The following is a 23,428-nucleotide window of genomic DNA, read 5'->3' on the forward strand; positions in this document are numbered from 1 at the left end:
GGATTGACATCAGAAACGTCCAAAGGTTAATCAACGAAAGAGATGAAATCCAATGAGGTGCGACTGTGAAAAAAGCGACGATGAAGGATGTTGCCCGCGAAGCTAACGTTTCGGTGGCAACGGTCAGCTATATTCTTAACAAAGTGAATAATCAGACGATAACGGACGAAACGCGCTGCAGAGTGCTTGATGCAGCAAACAAGCTGAACTACATTCCGAGCTTGACGGCGCGTTCGCTGGTCAAAGGGAAATCGGGCATGCTGGCCCTGCTCTTTAACCGCAGCAAGCAGGACGGCTATTGGAGACAGCTTTACTACGGAATGCTGACCGAACGAACGGAAGCCATCTGCAAGCGGGAAGGTTATCATCTGATTGTATTAGGGATGGACGCGGAACAGCCGAAACTCGATATTGTGCAGCAGCGGGAGGTGGACGGGGTTATTCTGGTCGATGTCAAGAAGGAGGTCTTCCGGGATATATCTGTTCATTTCAATATCGGAGTGCCGCTAGTGCTGCTCGACAGTTATATCGAAGACCCGCTTTTTCACAAGGTCGTATTCGATTACCGAAAGGCATTTGCTCTTTGGAAGGAGCGGACGGGAAGAAACTCGGGACACTATTTCCTTGTTATGGAGTCTTTCAATAACGATACTCTGATGAAGGAAATTATGGAAGCCGCGAATCTGGATTCCGATTCTATCTTCATCCTGAGCGCAGACAACGCTTCTGATTTGCCCGGCTTTTTGGCGAAGCAGGAAGGGAACAGCGGTGCCGTAATCAATGAATTTGTCGGCATGCATGTTGTGAATGCTGCGCAGGGAATAGCGCTTCAATTGACTGTTTTTTGCACGAGCGGCCTCCCGGAGCTACTGCCGGCGGACATAAGCACGCTGAGAATGGAAATAGACAGGAATCAGGTTGATATTGCCTTTCAGATCATCCAATTTTATATTGATTCGCGTTCAAAGGATCGTAAAAATCAATATAGCAAAGCCGAATTTGATCAGTATGTCCATATTCCGCTGCTGTGAGCCGACAGAATGAATGGGCGTCGGGACTAAGAGGGGCAGACGCTGAATGGTTGGCGAGTGACGGGAATTGAGATGGATGGCTGAACATCTATCATTTCCGCCGTATTGATCGTTTTAGCGGGAAGGCTTGGGTACAGAAGATACAATGCAGGGCACGGCAATGCTGTGGTGCGGAGGAAATTCCGCTGACAAGATATGCAAAATAGCTAATGCAGCAATGGAAAATGGGCGATATTATACATGTATACCGTCCATCTCAGCGAGCTGGGGGAATGATGCGCCGATATGAAAGGCTTCTATGAAAAGGGAGGATTTTTATCATGTCCAAAATTAAAGTCACCGTGTGGAATGAATTCCGGCACGAAAGACATAATGAACAGGTTAAAGCCATTTATCCGGAAGGCATTCATATGGCGATTGCCAACCATTTGAATGCGGAGGAAGGTTTGGAGGTAAGAACCGCAGTGCTCGATGATCCGGAACACGGACTCACGGATGAGGTGCTGAATCAGACCGATGTATTGCTCTGGTGGGGGCACTTGGCCCATGACGAAGTCAGCGATGAGATCGTAGAGAAGGTGCGCCAAAAGGTGCTGGACGGGATGGGACTGATCGTCCTTCACTCCGGTCACGCCTCCAAAATTTTCTCTGCTTTGATGGGCACGAATACCGGGTCGTTGAAATGGCGCGATGACGGCGAAAAGGAGAGAATCTGGGTCATCGAGCCGGGTCATCCGATCGCAAAGGGACTGGGGGAATATATCGAAATCCCGAAGGAAGAAATGTACGGGGAACGTTTTGAAATTCCTGCGCCGGATGAGCTCATTTTCATCTCCTGGTTTGAAGGCGGCGAAGTGTTCCGCAGCGGATGCTGCTACCGGAGAGGGCAGGGGAAAGTGTTCTATTTCAGACCGGGCCATGAAACATTCCCGATTTATCACCAGCCTGAAGTGTTGCAGGTCATCGCAAACGGGGTACATTGGGCGGCAAAATCGGAAGGGGCCAAAGTGTCGTATGGACGCGTGGCACCTTTGGAGAGTGTGCGTCAAAATTAAGCAAATAATCAAGATTAAACGGGTGAAATGCCGAACAAAAGCGTCAATATAGTAAAAATGGAAGTACAGCGGCACTTGCGTGCGGCTGTACTTTTTGTTAAGATACAGAACGAATGTTCAGTATACATCGGTGGTCTTATTTTTAGCGAATGGAGTGGAGCTGAAGTGAATAAAAAGCAACTGCAAAGCGAACAGACCAAAAAGCGGGTTGTCGACGCAGCCAGAAATCTGTTTGCCCAAAAGGGCTACAAAGCCACTTCCATCGAAGACATAGTCGCCGCAACGGGGAGCAGCAAGGGAAACCTCTATTATCATTTTAAAAGCAAAGAGGGTCTCTTTCTCTACTTGATTGACGAATGGGACCGGGAGTGGGAAGAGAAGTGGCAGGAAAAGGAACCGCAATACAAAACGACGACGGAGAAGCTGTACGGTTTTGCTGAATTGCTCGTGCATGATGATCTGAATCACCCTCTTACCAAGGCTGCGGATGAATTTTTCAAGAGTGAAGAGAAAACGAGCGAAATCGAAGAGCGGATGGCCGAAATGGTCGAAAGACATCTTCAGTGGAACCAACGCTTGATTCAGCAAGGCATAGATTCTGGAGAATTCCGGTTGGAAAGTGCGGGGGAACAGGCTGTCATTCTTGAAAGTTTATTGATCGGTCTGAGCCAGATGGCGCGAAAGAAAGACCCTGAAGCGGCGCTCAAGTTGTATAAGCACGCGATGAAGGTGTTCTTATACGGGATTGCGGACAGGTAAATAGCAGTTTCTGCTAAGATTTCGAAGAAAAAACCGTTGTTTTGATGCAATACAAAACGAACGTTCAGTATAAATCAAAGAAAAGGATGATCAACCTCCATTACGTCAGGCTGATCCATTTGCAGAATCCAGGAGGAATTTTTATGTCGCTTATTTTAAGAAACAGGGGAGCCATGCTCCTGCTCATGTTGAACATATTTCTCGTTTTCACGGGAATAGGTCTCGTTGTGCCGATTATGCCCACTTATATGACGGAGCTTCATATTAGCGGGAGCATGGTAGGGATGCTCGTTGCGGCGTTTTCCCTGACCCAACTGTTATTCTCCCCCTTTGCGGGCAGGTTGTCCGACACCTTGGGCCGGAAGAAAATCATCGTTGCGGGGATGATTGTTTTTGCACTTTCCGAATGGCTGTTCGGAGCCGTTAGTGCACCCGTGCTGCTGTTTGCGGCTAGAATGCTGGGAGGAATCGGTGCTGCGCTGATCATGCCGGCTGTCATGGCTTATGCTGCGGACGTAACATCGAATGAGGAAAGAGCCAAAGGAATGGGATTCATCAATGCCGCGATTACCACCGGCTTTATTATCGGACCGGGGATCGGGGGATATATCGCGGAATTCGGCATTCGTGTCCCGTTCTATTCGGCGGCGGTAGCCGGTGCGGTTGCGGCTGTCATCACGCTGTTTATTTTGCCTGAATCGTTGACGGCCGAGCAGCGGGCGGAAGCCCGTTCCGATGCCGGACCGAAGCAGAGCCTGATAACCCAATTATTGAATTCGGGACGGGAAGTCTACTTTTTCAATTTAATTATCGTGTTCGTGCTGGCTTTCGGGCTAGCCAATTACGAGACGGTATTCGGCCTGTTCGTGGATCATAAATTCGGATTTACCCCCAAGGACATCGCTTTTATCATTACATTCGGCTCCATTTCCGGTGCTGTCGTGCAGGTCACGGTATTCGGCTGGATTTTGAACCGCTTCGGGGAGAAGCGCGTGATATCGCTTTGCCTGCTTCTGGCCGGATTGTTCGTTACCCTGACTCTGTTTGTGTCCAGCTACTGGTTGATCGTCGCGGTTACATTTATTGTATTTTTGTCGATCGATATTTTGCGTCCGGCGGTGGGCACGCAGTTGTCCAAGATGGCCGGGGAACAGCAGGGGTATGTTGCGGGGTTGAACTCGGCATATACCAGCTTGGGCAATATCGCCGGACCGATTGTCGCGGGTTTTCTGTTTGATTTCGATGTCAATTTTCCATATGTGGCAGCTGCTCTTGTTCTCCTTCTTTGCTTCGTGCTTTCTCTTAAAGCCGGCAAGGATCGGGGGATGTCAACGCCCATGGAAGCCGATAACAAGGTGAATATGTCCATGAAATAAGTTCGCCTGCGACGGAAATAGATCCTAAGCATACAAATAGCGCCCTTTCAGGACCTTATTCTCTCCAATAGGTGAGGCAATAGAAAATAGCGTCCTTTTGGGGCGCTATTTCTCTACAAATCGGTCAAATGACCGCTCAATGGCCGGTTCCTCATAAATAAAGGCCCGGAAGTTCACTATTTCTTGCAAACTAACCAAAAAGCGCAAAATAGCGATCAAAAAGGCCGCTATTCCGGCATAGCAGATACGGGTAAGGCCCAGGCTCGTTTCATTTTTGTAGATAAGCGGGCATTTTCGGCATTTCATGTAAACATCGGTATAACTAATTGTTTTGTTATGTATTAAAATGGATAACAACTGAATCTGCTTCATGATTTTGGAAAGGGAGAAACATCATGGCTCAACTTATTTTTGATCCGGCAGGCTACACGGTGACCGAAGGGACGGAGGCCGTGGAATTGCTGGCCAAGGAATTCGCCTTGCTGCAGTTTCTGTATGAACATCGGGGCCAAGCGTTTTCGCGCGAGCAATTGCTGGACCGGGTGTGGGTGCTGGAATATCCGGTAGAGCGCACGGTGGACGATCATATTTACCGGCTAAGAAAAAAGCTCCATCGCTGGGAGCATATCCAAATCAACACGATTCGGGGGTACGGTTACAGCCTCGTCATCGCCGAGCCTAAAGGTGTGGACAATCCATCCATGCACGACGAAGAGATTCAGACCGCCGTGCGGGGGCTATTTGAAAAGTACCATTTGCTCGGTCAGGGAAAGTCGATCATGGCACTGGCGGCTCAGCATGAGGTTCTGGGATTTGAAATCGATGCTTATTACCGGAGGTATATCCGGTTTATTCAAGCCGACATCACATGGTTTTTGGAGACCGGCGAGCTCAGCCCGGGGGAACGGTTATACGGATTGCTCCTTCTTCTCGGATCTACCTCGCCCGATTCCGCCCGAGTGCTCAGTTATTGTGAGGCGGCGCTAAAAAAGGGCTTGATGACCCCCGAACAGCACAGGGAAATGGAAATCCTGAATATTTTGGAGGTATATGCCGACGCGGGACAGCCCGAGAAGGCTATCGAACGTTTTGAACGTACCCGCCGTGTGGTGGAGCATGACGGTTTGACCGGCTTCGTCATGCCCGTCGCGCTGATGGAAATGTACGTCCACCTGGTTGCCGGAAACTGGAACGAGGCCGACCAGACCTCGGCCAGACTGGAGCGTTTGCTTGAAAAAGAGCCTTACATTAGAGAGATAGGCAGGCATAGCGTGTTTAAGGGGCTGCGGCTTGTTTCGGACGGCCGGGAACGGGAAGCTGAAAAGTGCCTGGATGAGGGGCTGGAAGTGCTGGGCATGTCTCAGCATATGCCGCTTTATCTAGGCGCGATCAACCAGATAAATCTGTTTTTGCGGCGCCGCTGTCCGGAGTCTCCATTGGTGCGTAAGTATGCCTACTTATTTGAGTCCGTCGAGAAGGAATTTCATCTGTATACGCTTCGCCCTGCCATGGAACGATCCATTGTGGAACTTCTAGGCCCGATTTCATAATCTCATCTGATAATCCTCTGACATTCGGCGGTTAATCTGCTAGGTGAAACAAGATACCGATTGATGAAGGATGGAGGGATTGGTAAATGGCATCGTCGTCCCGCTCCGGGTTGTGGTCGATCCGCAACTACCGGAGCATGTTTTCCGCCTACGCGCTCGCCTCGTTCGGCGACTGGTTCGACGCGCTGGCGATCCAGGTATTGGTCGTTTACCGCTGGGGCATCGACCCGTTTTTGATCGCGCTTATTCCGGTATGCATGGCGCTGCCGTCCGTTTTGTTCAGCTCCTTTGCGGGTACGCTGGCAGACCGGGTACAACAGGCCAAGCTGATGATGTTCTGCGATCTGCTGACCGTACTCTTGACGGTCGGCGTGTTGTTCGCTCCGAATTTTGCGTGGCTGCTGCCGCTGCTGGCCTTGCGGGCCATGGCCGGCGTATTTCATGTGCCGGCCCAGCAGGCGCTGACCCGCCGGGTTGTTCCTGCGGATTTGTTGCTGCAGGCGACCTCCTATAACGGCTTGGTAGGTCAAGGTTCGAAGGTGGCCGGGCCCTTGCTGGGCGCGGTAACGCTTGCCGCGTTATCTCCGCAGGCCTGTATCGTGATCAATATGGGAGCGAGACTGTTGTCCGCCCTGTTGCTGCTGGGATTATGGCGCGTACCTCGAAATTCCGCGGTACAAGAGGAGCAGACCGAAAAAGGACAGACTCCGAAACAAAGTTTCTGGAGCGAATGGAAAGAAGGCTGGGCATTTCTTTGGCACCGTAAAGTAGTGTTTCATACCGTGATCTTCGGTTTCATAGGGTTGGCGGCGATTTTGATGGTGGATTATCAGTTCCCGACCCTGTTTAAGTCTATTTCACCCGACAATGAAGCGTTGACCGGCCAGGTGGTTGCCGCGATCGGGGCTGGCGCCGTAGGCGTGATTATTTTGTTGAACCGGCTAGGCAAGATTAATTATGGCTGGGGGCTCGGCGGGGGCTGCGGATTGATCGGCCTTGGCGTCGCATTGCTGGGCTTATGCCCTCCGGGGAGCCGTCTTCTTTGGCTGCTGGGGTTTGGATTGTTGATCGGAGTCGGCAACGGGATGTATATTCTGACCCAGAATTATATATTGCAAAAGGAAACCTCGCCGGAGGTCGTCGGACGCGTGTTCGGCATTCAGAATACGATGAACAGCATCGTGATGCTGACTGCACCCCTGGTTGGGGGCCTGTTAATCGGTGCGGTTTCCGTCGGAACGGCCTTCATGTCAATTGGCGTGGCAATGATCTTTATTGGCCTGCTCGGGGGATTATTGCGCCGTCTGCTGTGGCCTCAAACGGAAGTAACAGCATCAGGCTCCTCCGGATCCGAACCCGGTACCCTAAACCAGAGTCAACTCGGGAATTCATGATCTTTTTACCAATTCCAAGCAGGAATTTATGAAAGTTACAGGGAATAATTAGAAAATAAAGCTAAATCTGCGATTTGAAGGAGTAAGTGAAGTGCGGATTATTTATATTCTGATGTTCCTGTCGCTTTGGTCCCTGGGGCTGTTTATTTTACTGCACAGAACAAGGTCCAACATTTGGATCGGATTAACGATCTTGCTTGGAGGTTCGGCCAGTTACGCGTTCAGCATGCATCTGTCGATTATGCCCGTGTTTGCTGACGCCGCGTGGCTGCCCCCGTTTATTAGCCGGTTACTGTACCTTTCAACGGTGATCGGGATGAACATCTATTTCTTTGTATTGCCTTATGTGTTTAGCATGGGCGGATTATGGCTCAACGAGAAAATGTCTTCCCGTTGGAAATGGGGTTTGACGGGGTTGCTCTTTTCGGGGATGGTGCTGCTGCTGGGAACCCATTTGCGGAGCGGTCCCTGGAACATCTTTGAAATCGGCCGCTTCCGCTGGTGGGACGGAATGTTCGTCGCGGTCGGCTGCCTTTTTTATTTGCTGGCTTACTTCCGCGAAAAAAATGAATTAAGAAGGCGCAGCCAACGGCGAACGCTGTTGTTTCCGCTCGTGATGATCTGGGCTTTTATGTCCGATTACGTAGGCTTCGACTATTTGGAGCTTGGTTGGTGGTCTTTTGATCTGCGAAGCAATGGAATGTGGCAGGCCAACTTCATCGTGATCCTTGCTACCGTCGCCGTTGTTCTCTTCTTTACGGTCCGTTACGGATTTCTCGGCATCAAGCTGCGGATCGAGCGGGAAAGGATCGATTACTCCATTCGCACCCTTACGATGGGCGTGTCCATTCTGAATCATTCCATCAAGAACGAGATTCAAAAAATCGACTATCTGGCCGAGAAAAGCAGGACTCTGCTCTCGGCGGGGCAGTCGGAAAAGGCCGTTCAAACGATCGGTCAAGTCCATGGGCTGACAGCGCATTTGCTTCATATGGTAAACCGGATCAAGGAAAAAGCGGAGGATGTGGTGCTGGATGAGAACCAGCATGAGGTCCGTAAGCTGCTGGACGAAGCTTTGACCTCCAGCGGAACGCTTACGGAGAATGGCGCGGTCAGCCTGTCCGTTTCCTATGGAGCCGAAGGAATATTAACCTGCGATGCGGTGCATATCCGAGAGACGCTCTCGAATCTGATCCGCAATGCCATTGATGCGATGCCGCCCGGCGGCGGAGCGGTAGAACTGCACACTTCGGCTACCCGCAAGGAATTCAGGATCGAGGTCAGAGACAATGGTGCGGGCATTCCCCCGGAACACCTGGCGAAAATCTTCGAACCGTTCTTTACCACCAAGAAAAACGCGCTCAATTACGGGCTCGGACTCTCCTATTGCAGCAGCGTGATGTCCAAACACGGAGGCAGGCTTTCCGTGGCCGAGAGCGAACCCGGCAAAGGGACGACGATCATGCTTCATTTCCCCAAATACAAGTTCAAACCGGAGTCCCCGGCGCAAAGCCTCAAGTTTCCCAGAGAGCACCGCCGGCTGGATCACCTGAATCCTTCGTAAAAAGTCTTAATCCATCTTGAAATGGGTGAGTTTGTTCTTGATGCTGCGCAGTTGGGTTTTAATCGTGTTGGTCGACTTGTGCAGACGCTCGGATATTTCCCGTTTGCTCAGCCCGCTCCGGCGCAGCTCGAACACCTCGCGTTCTGTCGGCGACAGTTCCATCAGTTGAACTTCGCTCCGCATCGCCCGGGCGGCATCGGGATGAATGGAAGCCCGGCCGCTATTGGCCTCGCGGATCGCATGCAGGATATCCCGGTAACTCGACTTGTTTATGTAATTCATGGCGCCTAGCCGGAAGGACTTCATAATCACTTCGGCTTCGGTGATGGAAGTCAGCATGATAATTTTTACGGAACGGTTTCGTTCCTGGTGCAAAATTTGTTCGGCGGCGTCCAGCCCGTCCAGATTGTTGCCCGTCAGGTTAATATCCATCAGAATTATGTCCAGATCCTGGCGCGAAGCCAGCTCAATGGCTTCCTCCTTGGTTGCGGCGACCCCGGCCACCATGATGTCAGGCTCGTCTGCCAAATCTCCACTAATATGTTCCCGCCAAAAGGAATCGTCCTCCACCAGCATGACCCGAATTCGCTCCATGAATATAAACCCCTCCGCATCTTACAGATGTTTACAATTAAAACTAGTATATCAGCGACTGCGACAAAAAGGTAGGATGAACCTCTTTCACCCCCAGGTGAAGAAAGTTCATCCTATTCGCCGTTTCACGCCCGGCCTATAATCCGAAATGCAGCCTGCCAGTGAATGGGCTGAACAATGAGACGGAAGGCGAGTGATTAAATTCAAAGCTTAACTTGAAAGGTTGCTTTATCCGAAACACCGGCCGAAAGGAGAGCGATGCGATATGTCTTTGGCCGAAGAAGTTGGCGGGCTCGCGGAAGTGATCGCCGCAAAGTACCCGGAAGCCGCCGTTCACCGCTTCCAGGAGCCGGCTATGCCGGCGGCGGGAGAGTTTGCGGTCACCGTGAAACAGGAGACCCGGCGGAGCGAGACGCGAAGCCACACGCTGGTCGAACGGCAGTATACGATAATTTGCTATGCCCAGGATGCGGAAACGGCGGTTCTTACTCTGGAGGCGCTTAGCCGCAGCATCATGAACGAAGGCGCGAATGCCGGGGACGCACCCTTGGTACCTGTCCGGGCGGAGTCGTTCACCATCGATGCCCCGGAGAAACTGGACGGCGGGCTGCAGAAGTGCAGCGGCACGATTCTGGTTCGTGCGAGAGAATCCGTAACATTCGGGAATCACGAAAAAATAGGCAAGGTAGAAATGCGCTTGACGACAATTAATTTGAAAGGTGGCATGAAATAATGGGTGGAACATGGGATCCGATCAGTTTACCGGTACGTCCGGGTCTGTATATTAATTTTGTGGAGGCGGCCGCGGCGCAAATCAAGGGCGGTACGCGGGGGACGGTAGGCCTGCCGTTATTCCAATACGGAGGAGCGGAAGCGGGCAAGTTTTACACGATCGAGAAGGAAGCGGAAGCGGTAGAGCTGTTCGGTGCCGCCGCGGTCGATCCGATTCGTCTGGTTCTTCAAGGCGGTGCGAAGGAAGTGCTTGTGTATACGGTTCCGGCTGAAGCAGGCGGTGCTGTTACGTCGGCTACGTATACGTCTATCCGGGACGTATTCAGTTCGCGGCAGTTCAATGTGTTTGTTTTTCCGGATCATATTCCGGCGGAAGAACAGAAGGCGACTCAGATTTGGTGCAAAGACAACCGCGAGGATGAAGGCAAGCATTTCGTTGCCGTGTTCGGCGGTTCTGCTGATGATGACCTGGATCCGGCCATCGGCAATCAACGTTCCGTCGATCTGGCCGACGATTATGTCGTCAATTTGATTTCCGGCGCGGATATCGGCGGAAACGTATACAGTTCATCCCGGTACGCGCCTTACATCGCCGGGCTGATTGCCGGAACCGGAATCAATAAGTCCATCACTTATGCACCTGTGCGAGCTAATGACGTTACCAAGCGGCTCAAGAATAGCGAAGTCAACGAGTCGCTGCAGAAAGGTTCGCTGGTGCTGGTGCATGACGGAGAGAAAGTGAAAGTGGAGCAGGGGCTTGTAACGAGCAAGAAAAAAATCCGGGCCATGCGGGCGCGTCAAGCCATCGCGACCGATATTCCCAAAGCGGCAGGCGAAGCTTACATAGGGAAGCTCGACAATAACGCCGACGGGCAGGCCGCACTGATTTCTGCCGTCAAAGCCTATCTGGAGCGTCTGGAGCTGAACAATGTGCTGACGGATATCGTCGTTGCTCTCGACCCGGACCGGAAGTCCGAAAGGGACACGGTTTACCTGCTGATCGGCTTCACGGAGATCGACAGCATGGAACGGATTTTGCTTACGGTCAAAGTTTAATTTTGGATTTTTGTTACTTTTATTTAATTAGGAGGGGTTTATGTGCTGGATTCAACCCGTGTAATTAATGGGACTTACGGATACGTGTATTACGATGGAAGATGGCTGACCAACATCAAGTCGGCGGAGGCGAACGTGGAGATCACCAAGGAGGAAATCAAACGTTCCGGCACGCGCTGGACCGCGCATAAAGTGACCGGGCTCAGCGGATCGGGCACGATCACCGGCTACAAGGTGACCTCCGAGTTCGTCGAACTGATCGGTCAGATCGCCGACGACAGCAAGGGGACGTTCGCCACGGAGCTGATTCTGAAGCTGGAGGATCCGGAATCGTATGGAGCGTATCGGGTGCGGCTGAAAGGCGTCACATTCGATAAAATTCCGCTTATGCACTTCGAGGTCGGCTCCATCGTGGAGGAGGAGCTTCCGTTCAATTTCACCGGTTATGAGCTCATGGATAAGCTCGTGGCCGAATAAATCATAGAAGTCCGGAATCGGCAGGAACCCGGCTTGTACCTGATTTTCCCGTCCGGGTTCTTCGCCATTTCTCATCATGGGGAGACACGAATAACCAAAAAAAAGGAGACCGATCACGATGGCGATTACGGATAACAGACAAAGCAGCGTACTACAGGCGCTTTTAAGCGCGGACAGCAAACCGACGAAGGACATTCCGATGAAACGGCTGGGGGTTGATTTCCAAATCCAGGCCTTGGACGGAAAGACGATCAACAAAATTCAGGAGCAGTGCACGCATTATGTAGGCAAAGGCCAAAAACGGGAAAAGGTGATGGACGAAGAGCAATTCGGGGCGCTCGTTATTCAAAAAGCCTGCCTAATCCCGGATTGGTCGGCTAAGGAGTTGATCGAAAAATACGGAACGCCGACGGAAGCGATCCTGGGCTTGCTGCTCGCGGGCGAAATTGCGAAGCTGTCTGCGGAAATCTTGGAAATCAGCGGTTTCGACAGCGATGAAGACGAAATAAAAAACTGATCAAAGCGGGCGGTGAGGCCTTTCTGCTGCATCTCATTTTTCAGCGTCATCATATTTCACCGGACGAGATGTACAACAAAGACGAGAACGTGAAGCGATTCATGTACGCTTCGATGATGCTGCAACTGGAAGAAGAAGAAAAGATGCGTAAGGAGCAAGAGCGGGCTGCCCGCAGAACGAGGCCGTAGATTCGTTTTAGTCAGGAGGTGAGGACGCTGAGCAACTTTCACAATAAAAACAATGCAAATGACTATGTTACGAGTAAAAGCATAAACAACTTGAAGAGATACAATAAAGCGATGAGCGAACTTCAGACTCGCACCAAAGCCATCCATGATTTAAGCAGTATGGCGAAGGCAAGCGAACAGATGTGGAAAGCAGGCAGTTTGGGCAGTATGATGACCGGCTTATCCAAGCTGGAGACTATGGCCGGTTCTGCACTTTCAACGGTCAGCGGCGGGTTTAAGAAGGCTTGGAGTTCGGCCAAACAAAGTGCCGGCAGTGCGCTCAAGGTGATTGGCGACAAGTTTGCAAAGTGGAAGGGCACATCTAAACTTTACGGTTATATAACCAAGTTGAGAGAGCCTTTGGGGAAATTGGCAACCGATCCGATTTCATTTGGTAATAAAAATCAGGAGTCTGCAGGTGCACAAAACGCAGCTCAAGAAAGCGGTGGCGGTGGCGGCGCCATGGATTTGCTCACTACGGCTAAAGACAAAATTATAGAGGCGGCCCAATCCTACAGCGATGCTTATGGTGTACTTAGATCAACCTCCGGGGCTTCCAGACAGGAACTGGTCAAACTTGCCCAGTCTTTTCAGACAGTAGGGGGACAGGTGCCTCAAAGCCTAAGTGAAGTCGGCAAAGCTATGGGGATATTGAGCCGGGAGACTTCGCTAACCGGAAAAGATCTGGAGGGTTTAACCAAGATGCTCTTGGATGCTTCAAGATTAACCGGTGGCGATAGCGCCCAAGCAGCTGAATCGGCAACTTCAGCCATGTCTGCATGGGGGTACACGGCCAAGCAAGGCGAGGTGATGCTAGAGCAATTTTTCGCCGCAAGCCGGGCAGGAAAAGTGGACATGATCGAATTAATGAAGCAGATGGGACAGTTTGGCGAACCTCTAAAAGATATGGGGGTCGGTTTTAATCAGTCGATGGCCCTCATGGCAAAGTGGCAAAAAGACGGATTGAACCCGATTGGAGACGTGCTTAAGGATCCTAAAAAGCTTCCCGCTGGCGGGTTCGCTGAAATTGCCACAAAAATCCGGGATGCCAAGACAGCTACAGAAGCAATGCAATATGCAACAGGAATCTTCGGGAAAAAAGTCAGTGAAGATCTAGTAACGGCATTAAAGGGAGGGAAGGTAGAGTTTAATGGTATTCTTGCCTCCATGAATCAGTGCAAGGATGGAATGTTAAGTCAGGGACAGACTCTTGAAACTTTTGGGGATCGCTTCGGAGCTTTACAAAATCGGCTGACCATAGCACTCGCTCCACTTGGAGATCTTCTACTCCCATTTATGGCAGCGATGGTTGGGGCACTTGAGTTTTTTATGGAGTATGCGGATATTATGGGTGCCGTTCTTTTGGGGGTAAGCACTGTGTTGCTGGCTGTATTTGCACCTGCTTTAGTTGCTTCGGCAGCGGCTTTATGGGCTAATGCCCTTGCTGCGATAGCCCTTGCGGTACCATTTGCGCCTCTTATTCTTGCATGCTTGGCAGTAGGAGCCGCGTTCGGTGCGATTGCCTACCTTATTAAGTATCATATGGAGGACATCAAGAATATTATCCATGTTATCACAGAGGGGATTATGACGGCTTTTAATACGGCCGCAGAGAGTATTAAAAGCGCGATTAGCAGTTCACTGGAGTATGTATTCGGTAAAATCAACCAAGCCCAAGCCCTTTGGGACAGCTTCTTTGGGGATGGCGGTCAGGCCTCCGTAAACCTAAATACCGAAACTTCGAACAGCGGCCCGCCATCCAGCCACTACCACGGCCTCGACTACGTCCCTTATGACGGGATGATGGCCCGGCTGCATAAGGGCGAACGCGTGATGACGGCGAGTGAGAACAGGGAGTATTCCGGAGGCGGGGGCGCATCGATTTCGATTTCGGGGAACACATTTAACGTACGTCAGGAATCGGACATTGATACGATTGCCCGAGCGCTGGCCCGCGAGATCAAAGCGGCGGGAGGATTGATGGCGTAATGGTGTCTTTACAATTTTGGCTGAAGACCATGGATGAAAAGGATTGGTTGCGGTTGCCCGTCAATCCCGAACAGATCTCGATAAAAAGTTCATATGGCTACGAAGATGTTCAGGTCACCCAGCTTGGTGAGTATACGGTGATTGGTGAGGCGGTGCTGCGTGAGTTTTCCTTCGGGTCTTTTTTTCCGCGGGACTATCACCCAGGGTATTGTGAGTATGAAGGCTTCCTCAAACCTTGGGACATTGTGGCGAAGATTGAAAACTGGCGGAAATTGCGCAAACCTCTTCGTCTGGTGGTTACCGGTACGCCAATTGAGTGTCCGGTGACCCTACGGTCTTTTCAATACAGCGAGCGTGCCGGGAATCCTGGCGATGTATTTTTTGAAATGGAATTCAAGGAATATAAGGAAGTAAAGTTCCGCCAGGTGGAAACCTCCGGCTCGGGAAAGGCCATGGTCATCACGGGGGAACATCGTCCAGATACCAAGATTCCCCCGGCATTTTATACCGTGGTTCCACGAGATACGTTATGGAAAATCGCTCAGCGAACGTTAGGAAACGGAGATCGGTGGAAGGAAGTCTATACGGCTAATGAAAAGATAATCGGCAAAAACCCGGATAAACTCTATCCCGGACAGAAGCTGGTGATTCCGTCATGAACTGGAGCGTCACTTACAAGGATCAGAAGCAAAACGTCTATTTGGATCCGATCGTCAAGTCGGTTAATTGGTCCGGCGATATCAAGCAGGCGGCCCGGAAACTCGTCGTGGAGATATCCAATACGGGAGATCTTCGGGAATTATTCATGACGCTTGAGAAGGGCGCAGAGCTGCGGCTGATCTTGAATGGGAAGCAGGAGTTGTTTCGCGGCGTTTTGTTTGCGGATCAAATCAACACAAAGGGGCAAATGACATTAACGGCTTACGATGAGAATATTTACCTGACCAAAAGCAAGGATACGAAAATTTTTCGCGGACAATCCGCTTCGGTCATCATCAAACGGCTGTGTAATGAGTTTTCTATTCCGACGGGAGAAATTCACGATACGGGTTATGTTATTCCGAAGCTGGTTTTTCGTGAAAAAACGCTCTTTGAGATGATGGTGACCGCCCTCACCGAAACCCAGAAACAAAACGGACAACATTTTTTGATCACCTCGAAGAAAGGCAAATTACAGTTGCTATCCAGGAAAGAGCAGGAAGGGAAATGGGTCCTGGAAAACGGGGTGAATTTGCTTGATGCCAACTACTCGCAATCCATTGAGGAAACTCGTACCCAGATCAAAGTAATAGGAGGAGATGTGGAGAAAAAAGAGATCTCAGCGAGCGCGAAGAACGGGGAGCTCATTAAGCGATTTGGAGTTATGCAGCATTTGGAGAAGCCTGAAAAGGATATGACCAAATCTCAAATAGAGCAGCGGGCCAAGCAATTGTTGAAGGATTTGGCGACTATTGACGATCAGGCCCGAATTGAATGTCTTGGTATTCCGGAAGTGGTTTCCGGCTCTTGCGTATATGTTAAGGAATCGGTGACGGGGATTATCGGCGGTTATTATATTTCGGCCGATGAACACCGGTTTGAAAACGGGAGTCACACCATGTCCCTAACGTTGTCGGCAACCGATGACATTCCAAAGATGGAATATAAGGAAGAGAAAGGGGCCAAGTGATGGAACGCATAGAGGGCTCTGGTGCAAGTCAGTTGGTTCAGTTGATCCGGACCATCGGATACAATACCGAAATTACCTTTGAATTGGCCACGGTCACGTCTGCACCACCTCGGTTGAAAATCAAGGTGGATCATATGAACGTGGAGCTGGAGAAGGATGATTTGATCGTGGTTCAGTCGCTGGCGAAGCATACTCGGATTGTGAATCTGAAGAGTGTAGGGAAAACGGAAGTAAGTTCATCATCTCCTACAATCGGATTTACTTTGCTCCAGGACGGCAATGCGCAAACCCATGAATTGAGTTTTTCATCTGTCAAGCTTGCCTCCGCCGACCAAACGGTTCAAGGAGCCGAGCTGGAGTTCACAGACGAACTCAAAAAAGACGACCGCATCGTCGTCGCGGGCATCAACCAGGGGCAAACCTATATTATTTTGGATCGGGTGGTGAGATATTAATGGCATTGTCACCGCTTCATAGCAGTGAAGAGCGATTTGTGGAACTGGAGCCCGCCCCGTTCCCTTCACAAACTTATATGCTGGATTTTGAATCAGGCCAGGTCACGGAGAAAATCATTGACGGCCAGGAAGCGATCAAGCAATTCATCCAGAAGACCATATTAACGGCTCGCTATCGCTATCTAATTTATAACAGCCAATATGGCTGTGAAATTGAAACTTTACTGGGACAGGACATTTCTCCTCAATTGCTGAACAGCGAAATCACCCGAGTGATAACCGAAGCGCTTAAGGAGGATGATCGAATCCAGGCTGTCGAGCCATTACAGATCGAAAGGGAAAGCGATAAGCTGTTTGTCACATTTACGGTAATAACTGCCGAAGGAGCTTTTGAGCAGGAGGTGAGCATTTAAAATGTTTGAGAGTCAGACAAAGGAAGCGATTCTGGATCGGATGCGAAACGCCTCCCCGGAAGGTATCGATACGCGGCAGGGTTCTATAACTTATGATCTGTTATCGCCCGCTGCGATCGAATTGGCTCATGCTTATATAGCATTGGGGAATGTGCTGAAATTCGGCTTTGCCAGCCCGGAGCAGCCGTCCGAGTTTTTGGATTTAAGAGCGGCAGAGTTTGGGGTCATCCGCCGCCCAAGCGAGAAGGCAACAGGGGAAGTAGTTTTTACGGGAGAAGAAAATACCGTTATTCCCCAGCGGACCTTCGTTTCCACCGACGAAGAGGAAGCGGTTGTTTTTGTAACTACCGAAGAAGGCGTTATAAAGCAAGGGACCGCTAAAGTAAAGGCTGAAGCGACGGTTGGCGGCGTACGAGGAAATGTCGATACCGGCCGAATCAAGCTGATGCTGGGAAATTTGACAGGTGTTGTGTCCGTGACCAATCCTGAAGAATTTATTAATGGAGCCGAAACGGAGTCCGACGAATCGCTCTTGGGCAGATATTTTGACCGGGTCCGAAGACCGGCGACGAGCGGAAATGCCTGGCATTATCGCCAGTGGGCTCTTGAGGTTGCGGGAGTGGGCGACGTTAAGATCTTTCCTACATGGAAGGGTGGGGGCACTGTAAAACTGTCAATCTTGGCGGAAGATAAAAGGAAGCCTAATGATGAAATTATCAGAAAAGTTATGAATGCGGTAAACGAACGCCGCCCGGTGGGAGCGGAGGTTACGGTTAGCGGAGCGGAGGAAGTGAAAATCAACGTATCGGCTCGCTTAAGCTTGGTCCCGGGGGCGGATTTGGCAGCGGTCAAAACGTTATTCGAAAATAATCTGGAACAGTTTTTAGCGGATATCGCCTTTAAAACGAAAACCGTTTCTTACAATCGTATATTTGGTCTGCTGCTGGATATTGATAAAGTGGACGATTTTCAGGATTTGACGATTAACGAGGTAAAAGGAAACTATGCCATAGAAGAAGATCAGGTAGCGATCGTCGGGGCGGTGGATTTCGTTGTCTAATGATTTATTTGAGTTGAAACGGGATATCTCAAGAGATATGCTTGATTATTTACCCCACTACTATGCGCTTCACGATAATGACGATAAGCCTGGGATCGCCGGAAATTTGATTCGTCAGGAAACGAACGAAATAATCGGGTTTAACCATCTAATTTTGGATGTTCTTCGGCAGTTTTTTATTGAACATGCAAGCTGGGGACTTGCTCGTTGGGAAAATCTCTGCGGAATTCCGGTTGATGAGAGTAAGCCTTATGATCAAAGACGCTCGGTCATAAAGTCGAAGCTGCGAGGAGCGGGCACAGTAACGCTTGAGGTCATCAAGAATGTGGCGGATTCGTTCGAGAACGGAGAGATCAAAGTAGAGGAGATTTTCTCCAAATACCAGGTTGTCATTACATTTATCGACACACGGGGAAAGCCCGCGAATGAACCGGATATGCGCACCGCTTTGCGTGAAATTATCCCGGCTCATCTTGAACTGGCGTTTCATTACACATATTTGATTTGGGATGAACTGGATGCGGCAGATTTGACCTGGGATGAGCTTGAGGCGCTGAACATGACTTGGGATGAATTGGAAATATGGAAACCTAACAAGCGTAAAGAGAGGAGAGATTAAGATGCGGAAACTGCCTAGCGGGCTAACAGCTTTCGAGCCCTTGGATCCAGTCAGGAGAGAAGCGCAAAATGCGAATATCGAAACCATTGATAAGCTGTTTGACAACAGCAACGGTCACCGGCACACGGGGAAGCCGGGAGACGCTCCGCAAATTGGTAAAGAAGGAATAGCGAGCGGAGCTATTGAACGGCATCATTTTAGAAACGGTAAATTAAGCGAGAATGTTGCCCTTTACAAACCAGTTTCGGTGACAAGTGGAGTAGTTATGGGACTGCCGACAGTATCTTATTATACAAAAAATAATCAATCCCAGGATGATAAACACTGTTGGTATCTTGCGGAAGCCCATAATTATCCAGCCCAAATGACGTTAGAGCTGAAGGGACTCTATAAAATTGATGCGATATCTTTTGACTTGATTGATGGACCAAACCCGGTAAATATAAAAGTGGAAATTGGTTATAACATGGCAGACTGGAAAGTCGTTGCAGAGCGTGATTTTGACCCTTACGACAACCTGTTCCTACCTGTTACGGATAGCGATCAATACAGTCATGTCCGTATTACCATAAATAAACCGACATGGGAAAAATTCAGCTTAAAAATTACTAAGCTGGCAGTTTATAGTCAAGATACAGTCGGAAACGAAAATGATCCTTTAGAAGATCGCAGAACCTGGGGGTTAACCGCCAGGCTGCAAGGAATGATTGGAGTTACGGACTATCCCTTATATGATTTTGGGGACTCTGTAGCGCTAACCGGACATTGGTTTATTATCAATCCGGTTACTAATGCATCTATATGTATATACGGGGATGCGAATAAAAAATATCCGTTAGCAAACGGGGATTATCTTTATATTGATTTCAAGTATTTTTCTTCAAATCAGGATGGAGGAATGTACCCGGCCGCAGGGAAGAGAAAAGATTTTTTGGCGCCGCTTACTCCCTATGAATATCCCGATAGGTTGATTCTGATGATTCGTTCCAGCGGAAAACTTTACTTTAGTCCGTTAATTAATCCACTCGTAGAGAAGCGAGCGTTTGCCCAAGCCTTAAAGCAGTCTAATGAGGAGACCTTGGGAATTGAAACGGTAGGGGAATTAATGGGTAAGGGAATCGGTAAAAAGGTACAACGCGGGTTAACGGAATTCCCCGCCAGTTTCGATAAATTCACTTCGACCAAGATGAACTTGCCAATTTCACCTGTACAAACCGATAAGGCGTATTTGAGCGTCATTCCAATAGATCCGAATTATGACGGATACATTTACGACGGTTCTCTTAAAGGACGATTCGTTAGTAATAACGAGATAGAAATTACGATAGGAAACGCCTCTGACAGTAGAATGATCGCTTGGGAGGTCATCGAATATGTCTAATTATTATGCACAATTAAACGAGGAAGGCAGAGTTATAGGATTGAGTGATCTTTCCGAACCAACTGAAGCCGACAATATGATCCCTATTGAAGAGGCGCACTTCAACATTCCTTTACTTTTGCGGATGCGCTATATGGACGGAACTTTCACGGGAACGGTATCGAATTTAAAAGCGAACAAAGACAGCATCGTGTCGGACGGGGCTGAGATACTAACTGTCGAGCTTACAGTAACGGATTGGCGGGGGGAAATTCAGGAGGATTTCAGCGAAGAAGTACAACTGGAAATGAACGACCTTCAGCAGTCGATCAGCGTTTCCAAGGGCCAAGCTGCTTTTACGATCAGTAGTGAGGAACCGGGAGAATTCCGGCTGAGAACTTTGGGGTTGGATCGCAATGCCGAGTTAAAGGTGGTGGTAACTGATGGCAAGTAAAAAACCGCTCCCGAAAGCCGTGCATTTTCATATCCCGGCGGATCCGCTCCGGATCAAATCGGAGGAATTACGGGCACGACATAACGACAGGAAAGAACAGAGTCTGGAAGGATTCAAAGCTTCGGATGTAACGAATGAAATGCTTTATGACATGCTTTTAGATCTGCATGAACGTCATGATTTGCTCGAAAGCAGGCTGGGACAATTGCTTAAATCAATGCCGCGTCGTTAATCAGCAACGAATCTATAAGCTCAATTACAGGCTCTCAACTTGTTCCTTTGAACAAGAGCGGGAGCCTTTACTTTTATATTGGAGAAGATGATGCATTCAAAGGGATTGACAAATTATCAGTTTATAACTAAACTGATAAAAATCCACCTTATAGGGGAATTGAAATGAACAACAACGAAACTCGCGGTCTTAGCCGCTTTGAGGAAAAACACGAGGGAAAGCTTGGCTTACTGATATGGTTCCGAATATCACGGATTTATAACCGCAGCCTTCGGTCTTCCAACCAGCATCTGAAGCAATGGAATCTGTCGGTAGCCCAATTCGATGCGCTGGTTCAGATCGGCAGCCACCGGCGGCTAACGCAGCAAGATCTGGCCGACAAGCTGCTGGTGTCGAAAGGGAACATCACCCAACTGCTGACGAAGATGGAGGAGCTGGGCTGGATTAAGCGGGAGCAGGAATGGAAGAAAAAATGGCTGTCGCTGACGGAACAGGGATGGGAACTCTATCATGAAGCAGTTCCCGTACAGGAGCAATATCAGGCTTCGCAGTTTGCCGGGCTCAGCCGGGAGGAGAAGCATCAGCTTCTCGGGCTGCTTCGAAAAATACAAAAAAACCAATAATATCACGGAGGGATTTCGCTATGAGTATGGAATTTAAAGGCATTCATCATGTATCGGCACTTACCAAGACGGCTTCGGAAAATTTTAAATTCTACACGAAAATATTGGGCCTCCGGCTGATCAAAAAGACGGTCAATCAGGATGATATCTCCGTGTATCATTTGTTTTACGGAGACGAGGTAGGCAATCCGGGAACCGAACTGACCTTCTTCGAAATTCCGAACGCGGGGCGGAATGTCGATGGGAATAACAGTATCTCCGCGCTTTCGCTTCGCGTGCCGAGCGACCGGGCTTTGGAATACTGGTCGCAGCGTTTAACCGAATTTGAGGTCGAACATGAAGAAGTGAAACAGCGGGCGGGGCGGGCCACACTGGCTTTCAAGGATTATGAAGGACAGCGGTTGGTTCTCGTATCGGATGAAAACAATACCGGCGTTCCCGGCGGCAAGCCGTGGGACCGAAGTCCGGTTCCGGCCGAATTCGCCATCCTGGGATTAGGGCCGGTCCAACTGACGGTTGCCCAGCCAGAACTTACGATCTCGGTACTGACGGAGCTGATGGGTTTCCGCCGGAAAGGGCAGTATCCTTCTTTCGTGGAAGGACAACCCGACATTATCGTATTCGAGACGGGTGAAGGCGGCAGCGGTGCCGAGATTCATGTTGAGGAAAGAACCGACCTGTCGCCGGAACGGCTGGGGCGCGGCGGGGTGCATCACGTGGCGTTCCGCGTGGAGGACGAGGAGGAACTGCGGGCCTGGATCGAGCGCATACGGGGTGCCCGCTTCCCGAATTCGGGCTTCGTGGACCGCTTCTATTTCCGGTCGCTCTATTTCCGCGAGCCGAAAGGAATCCTGTTCGAGGTTGCGACGGACGGACCGGGATTTGCCACGGACGAAGACCCCGCCCATCTCGGCGAGTCGCTGGCGCTCCCGCCTTTCCTGGAGCCTAAACGCGCGCAGATCGAAGCTTACTTGAAGCCGCTCGACACCGTGCAATAAAAGGAAATCCGGGCGGAGGAATGGAAAAGATTAGCTATTGAACTCCCCGTAACGCTAACTATATGACAAGTGTCATATGAAAATAATGATGTTTGAGAGTACCCCTGATTTCTGAGCTTCTATATGATGAATATAGAAGCTCAGAGAAAGTGGGAATTCATATTGATTAACACAGATGCAAACAAGACGAAGCAGTTGCATAATGATGTTGCACCGTTTGCCAAATCTGATACGCGAATCAGTATTAAACAAATCATCAATACCATTCTCCCGTTATTCCTCATTTGGGGAGCCGGCTATGCGGTATTGCCGTATTCACCATGGTACACCGTATTATGTAGCGTTATTGCCTCAGGCTTCGTTGTGCGTACGTTCATTATTTTCCATGATTGTACACACGGGTCATTCTTCAAGAGCAAAAGAGCCAATGATATTGTCGGAAACATTACGGGGATCCTGACTTCCTTCCCCTACGAAAAGTGGAAACGCGAGCATACGCTTCATCACGCAACAAGCTCGAACTTAGATAAGCGCGGGATCGGCGATATCGATATGCTGACTGTGGATGAGTATTTGGCTAAATCGAAGCTTGGTCGTCTAGGGTACCGTTTATACCGCAATCCTATAGTGATGTTTGGATTAGGCCCTCTGTACATGGTGCTTGTCTTAAATCGATTTAACCGTAGTGGGGTACGTACCAAAGAGCGGTTGAATACTTATTTTTCAAATATCATGTTGTTGGCGGTCTGTACAGCTCTTATTCTGGCATTTGGCTGGCCTGCATTCTTACTTGTGCATGGTCTAACGTTATTGATCGCAGGGTCGATGGGGATTTGGTTATTCTATATTCAGCACACGTACGAGGATTCTTATTTTGAACATAATTCGAAGTGGGATTATGTCAAAGCGGCTGTTGAAGGCAGTTCTTACTATAAGCTGCCAAAATTGCTGCAATGGGTAACGGGGAATATTGGCTTCCACCATGTTCACCATTTGGCGCCTCGCGTACCGAACTATAAGCTGGAGGATGCTCATGAATCGATTCCGCCATTACAACAGGCAACCACGATCACGCTAAAGACGAGTTTAGAGTCGATTCGTTATAAGCTCTATGACCCTGAGCGGCATAAATTCGTAACGTTTAAAGAGGCTGCAAAGTTAGAAGTGACGCGCAATAAAGTGGTATTGACTAAAAAATATAGCTAGCTTATTGGAAGGGTGCCT

At 49.6% G+C, this 23,428-nt stretch carries 25 protein-coding genes; 24 read left to right on the forward strand and 1 reads right to left on the reverse strand.

Features of this window, described 5'->3' with window-relative positions; all coding sequences use genetic code 11:
• Positions 1-65: 65 nt before the first annotated feature.
• From ACLB09_RS23015 to ACLB09_RS23045, 7 genes are all read left to right on the forward strand, one after another.
• Positions 66-1,031, forward strand: coding sequence for a LacI family DNA-binding transcriptional regulator (locus ACLB09_RS23015; RefSeq protein ID WP_410772169.1), 966 nt, complete (start codon positions 66-68; stop codon positions 1,029-1,031).
• Positions 1,032-1,351: 320 nt separating this feature from the next.
• Positions 1,352-2,086 carry a ThuA domain-containing protein gene (locus ACLB09_RS23020; protein WP_410772170.1) on the forward strand — a complete coding sequence of 245 codons (735 nt, stop codon included), beginning with the start codon at positions 1,352-1,354 and terminating at the stop codon, positions 2,084-2,086.
• A gap of 165 nt (positions 2,087-2,251) precedes the next feature.
• Positions 2,252-2,845, forward strand: coding sequence for a TetR/AcrR family transcriptional regulator (locus ACLB09_RS23025; RefSeq protein WP_410772171.1), 594 nt, complete (start codon positions 2,252-2,254; stop codon positions 2,843-2,845).
• A gap of 143 nt (positions 2,846-2,988) precedes the next feature.
• Positions 2,989-4,221, forward strand: a complete 1,233-nt coding sequence (locus tag ACLB09_RS23030) for an MFS transporter (RefSeq protein ID WP_410772172.1) — start codon at positions 2,989-2,991, stop codon at positions 4,219-4,221.
• A 395-nt stretch (positions 4,222-4,616) separates the two neighbouring features.
• The gene (locus tag ACLB09_RS23035) at positions 4,617-5,771 is read left to right on the forward strand and encodes a winged helix-turn-helix domain-containing protein (RefSeq protein ID WP_410772173.1); all 1,155 of its coding nucleotides are present in this window, start codon (positions 4,617-4,619) and stop codon (positions 5,769-5,771) included.
• 86 nt (positions 5,772-5,857) lie between these two features.
• Entirely contained in the window at positions 5,858-7,165 is a 1,308-nt protein-coding gene (locus ACLB09_RS23040) for an MFS transporter (protein ID WP_410772174.1), read from the forward strand.
• Positions 7,166-7,256: 91 nt separating this feature from the next.
• Positions 7,257-8,729 carry a sensor histidine kinase gene (locus ACLB09_RS23045; protein ID WP_410772175.1) on the forward strand — a complete coding sequence of 491 codons (1,473 nt, stop codon included), beginning with the start codon at positions 7,257-7,259 and terminating at the stop codon, positions 8,727-8,729.
• A gap of 6 nt (positions 8,730-8,735) precedes the next feature.
• On the opposite strand, the gene ACLB09_RS23050 is transcribed toward ACLB09_RS23045, so the two are convergent.
• Positions 8,736-9,323, reverse strand: a complete 588-nt coding sequence (locus ACLB09_RS23050) for a response regulator (protein WP_410772176.1) — start codon at positions 9,321-9,323, stop codon at positions 8,736-8,738.
• Between the two features lie 265 nt (positions 9,324-9,588).
• Between ACLB09_RS23050 and ACLB09_RS23055 the strand changes: the two genes are divergently transcribed.
• The 17 genes from ACLB09_RS23055 (at position 9,589) to desA (ending at position 23,410) form a co-directional block, all read left to right on the forward strand.
• Entirely contained in the window at positions 9,589-10,056 is a 468-nt protein-coding gene (locus tag ACLB09_RS23055) for a hypothetical protein (RefSeq protein WP_410772177.1), read from the forward strand.
• On the forward strand, positions 10,056-11,111 hold the full coding sequence (locus ACLB09_RS23060; protein WP_410772178.1) for a phage tail sheath subtilisin-like domain-containing protein: 1,056 nt from the start codon (positions 10,056-10,058) through the stop codon (positions 11,109-11,111). The genes ACLB09_RS23055 and ACLB09_RS23060 overlap by 1 nt, the downstream gene beginning before the upstream one ends.
• A gap of 42 nt (positions 11,112-11,153) precedes the next feature.
• Positions 11,154-11,588, forward strand: coding sequence for a phage tail tube protein (locus tag ACLB09_RS23065; RefSeq protein ID WP_114498406.1), 435 nt, complete (start codon positions 11,154-11,156; stop codon positions 11,586-11,588).
• Positions 11,589-11,706: 118 nt separating this feature from the next.
• A complete protein-coding gene (locus tag ACLB09_RS23070) occupies positions 11,707-12,105 on the forward strand; it encodes a phage tail assembly chaperone (RefSeq protein WP_410772179.1) in 399 nt (132 codons plus the stop codon).
• 299 nt (positions 12,106-12,404) lie between these two features.
• A complete protein-coding gene (locus ACLB09_RS23075) occupies positions 12,405-14,321 on the forward strand; it encodes a phage tail tape measure protein (RefSeq protein WP_410772180.1) in 1,917 nt (638 codons plus the stop codon).
• Entirely contained in the window at positions 14,321-14,980 is a 660-nt protein-coding gene (locus ACLB09_RS23080) for a LysM peptidoglycan-binding domain-containing protein (RefSeq protein ID WP_410772181.1), read from the forward strand. Before ACLB09_RS23075 ends, ACLB09_RS23080 begins: the two co-directional genes overlap by 1 nt.
• Positions 14,977-15,990, forward strand: a complete 1,014-nt coding sequence (locus tag ACLB09_RS23085; protein ID WP_410772182.1) for an XkdQ/YqbQ family protein — start codon at positions 14,977-14,979, stop codon at positions 15,988-15,990. Before ACLB09_RS23080 ends, ACLB09_RS23085 begins: the two co-directional genes overlap by 4 nt.
• On the forward strand, positions 15,990-16,445 hold the full coding sequence (locus ACLB09_RS23090) for a DUF2577 family protein (RefSeq protein WP_410772183.1): 456 nt from the start codon (positions 15,990-15,992) through the stop codon (positions 16,443-16,445). Before ACLB09_RS23085 ends, ACLB09_RS23090 begins: the two co-directional genes overlap by 1 nt.
• Positions 16,445-16,858, forward strand: a complete 414-nt coding sequence (locus ACLB09_RS23095) for a DUF2634 domain-containing protein (protein ID WP_410772184.1) — start codon at positions 16,445-16,447, stop codon at positions 16,856-16,858. The genes ACLB09_RS23090 and ACLB09_RS23095 overlap by 1 nt, the downstream gene beginning before the upstream one ends.
• Before the next feature lies 1 nt (position 16,859).
• A complete protein-coding gene (locus tag ACLB09_RS23100) occupies positions 16,860-17,918 on the forward strand; it encodes a baseplate J/gp47 family protein (protein ID WP_410772185.1) in 1,059 nt (352 codons plus the stop codon).
• Positions 17,911-18,537 (forward strand): putative phage tail protein, encoded by a 627-nt coding sequence (locus tag ACLB09_RS23105; protein WP_410772186.1) that lies wholly within the window; start codon positions 17,911-17,913, stop codon positions 18,535-18,537. The genes ACLB09_RS23100 and ACLB09_RS23105 overlap by 8 nt, the downstream gene beginning before the upstream one ends.
• A 1-nt stretch (position 18,538) precedes the next feature.
• Entirely contained in the window at positions 18,539-19,918 is a 1,380-nt protein-coding gene (locus ACLB09_RS23110) for a hypothetical protein (RefSeq protein WP_410772187.1), read from the forward strand.
• Positions 19,911-20,351 carry a hypothetical protein gene (locus ACLB09_RS23115; protein WP_410772188.1) on the forward strand — a complete coding sequence of 147 codons (441 nt, stop codon included), beginning with the start codon at positions 19,911-19,913 and terminating at the stop codon, positions 20,349-20,351. Before ACLB09_RS23110 ends, ACLB09_RS23115 begins: the two co-directional genes overlap by 8 nt.
• On the forward strand, positions 20,341-20,583 hold the full coding sequence (locus tag ACLB09_RS23120) for a hypothetical protein (RefSeq protein WP_410772189.1): 243 nt from the start codon (positions 20,341-20,343) through the stop codon (positions 20,581-20,583). Before ACLB09_RS23115 ends, ACLB09_RS23120 begins: the two co-directional genes overlap by 11 nt.
• A gap of 164 nt (positions 20,584-20,747) precedes the next feature.
• The gene (locus ACLB09_RS23125) at positions 20,748-21,206 is read left to right on the forward strand and encodes a MarR family winged helix-turn-helix transcriptional regulator (protein WP_410772190.1); all 459 of its coding nucleotides are present in this window, start codon (positions 20,748-20,750) and stop codon (positions 21,204-21,206) included.
• Between the two features lie 26 nt (positions 21,207-21,232).
• Entirely contained in the window at positions 21,233-22,204 is a 972-nt protein-coding gene (locus ACLB09_RS23130) for a ring-cleaving dioxygenase (RefSeq protein ID WP_410772308.1), read from the forward strand.
• A gap of 162 nt (positions 22,205-22,366) precedes the next feature.
• Entirely contained in the window at positions 22,367-23,410 is a 1,044-nt protein-coding gene (desA, locus tag ACLB09_RS23135) for a Delta(5) desaturase DesA (RefSeq protein WP_410772191.1), read from the forward strand.
• Positions 23,411-23,428 lie beyond the last annotated feature (18 nt).

The sequence above is a fragment of the Fontibacillus forbon genome (assembly GCF_046559655.1).
GTDB lineage: Bacteria > Bacillota > Bacilli > Paenibacillales > Paenibacillaceae > Fontibacillus.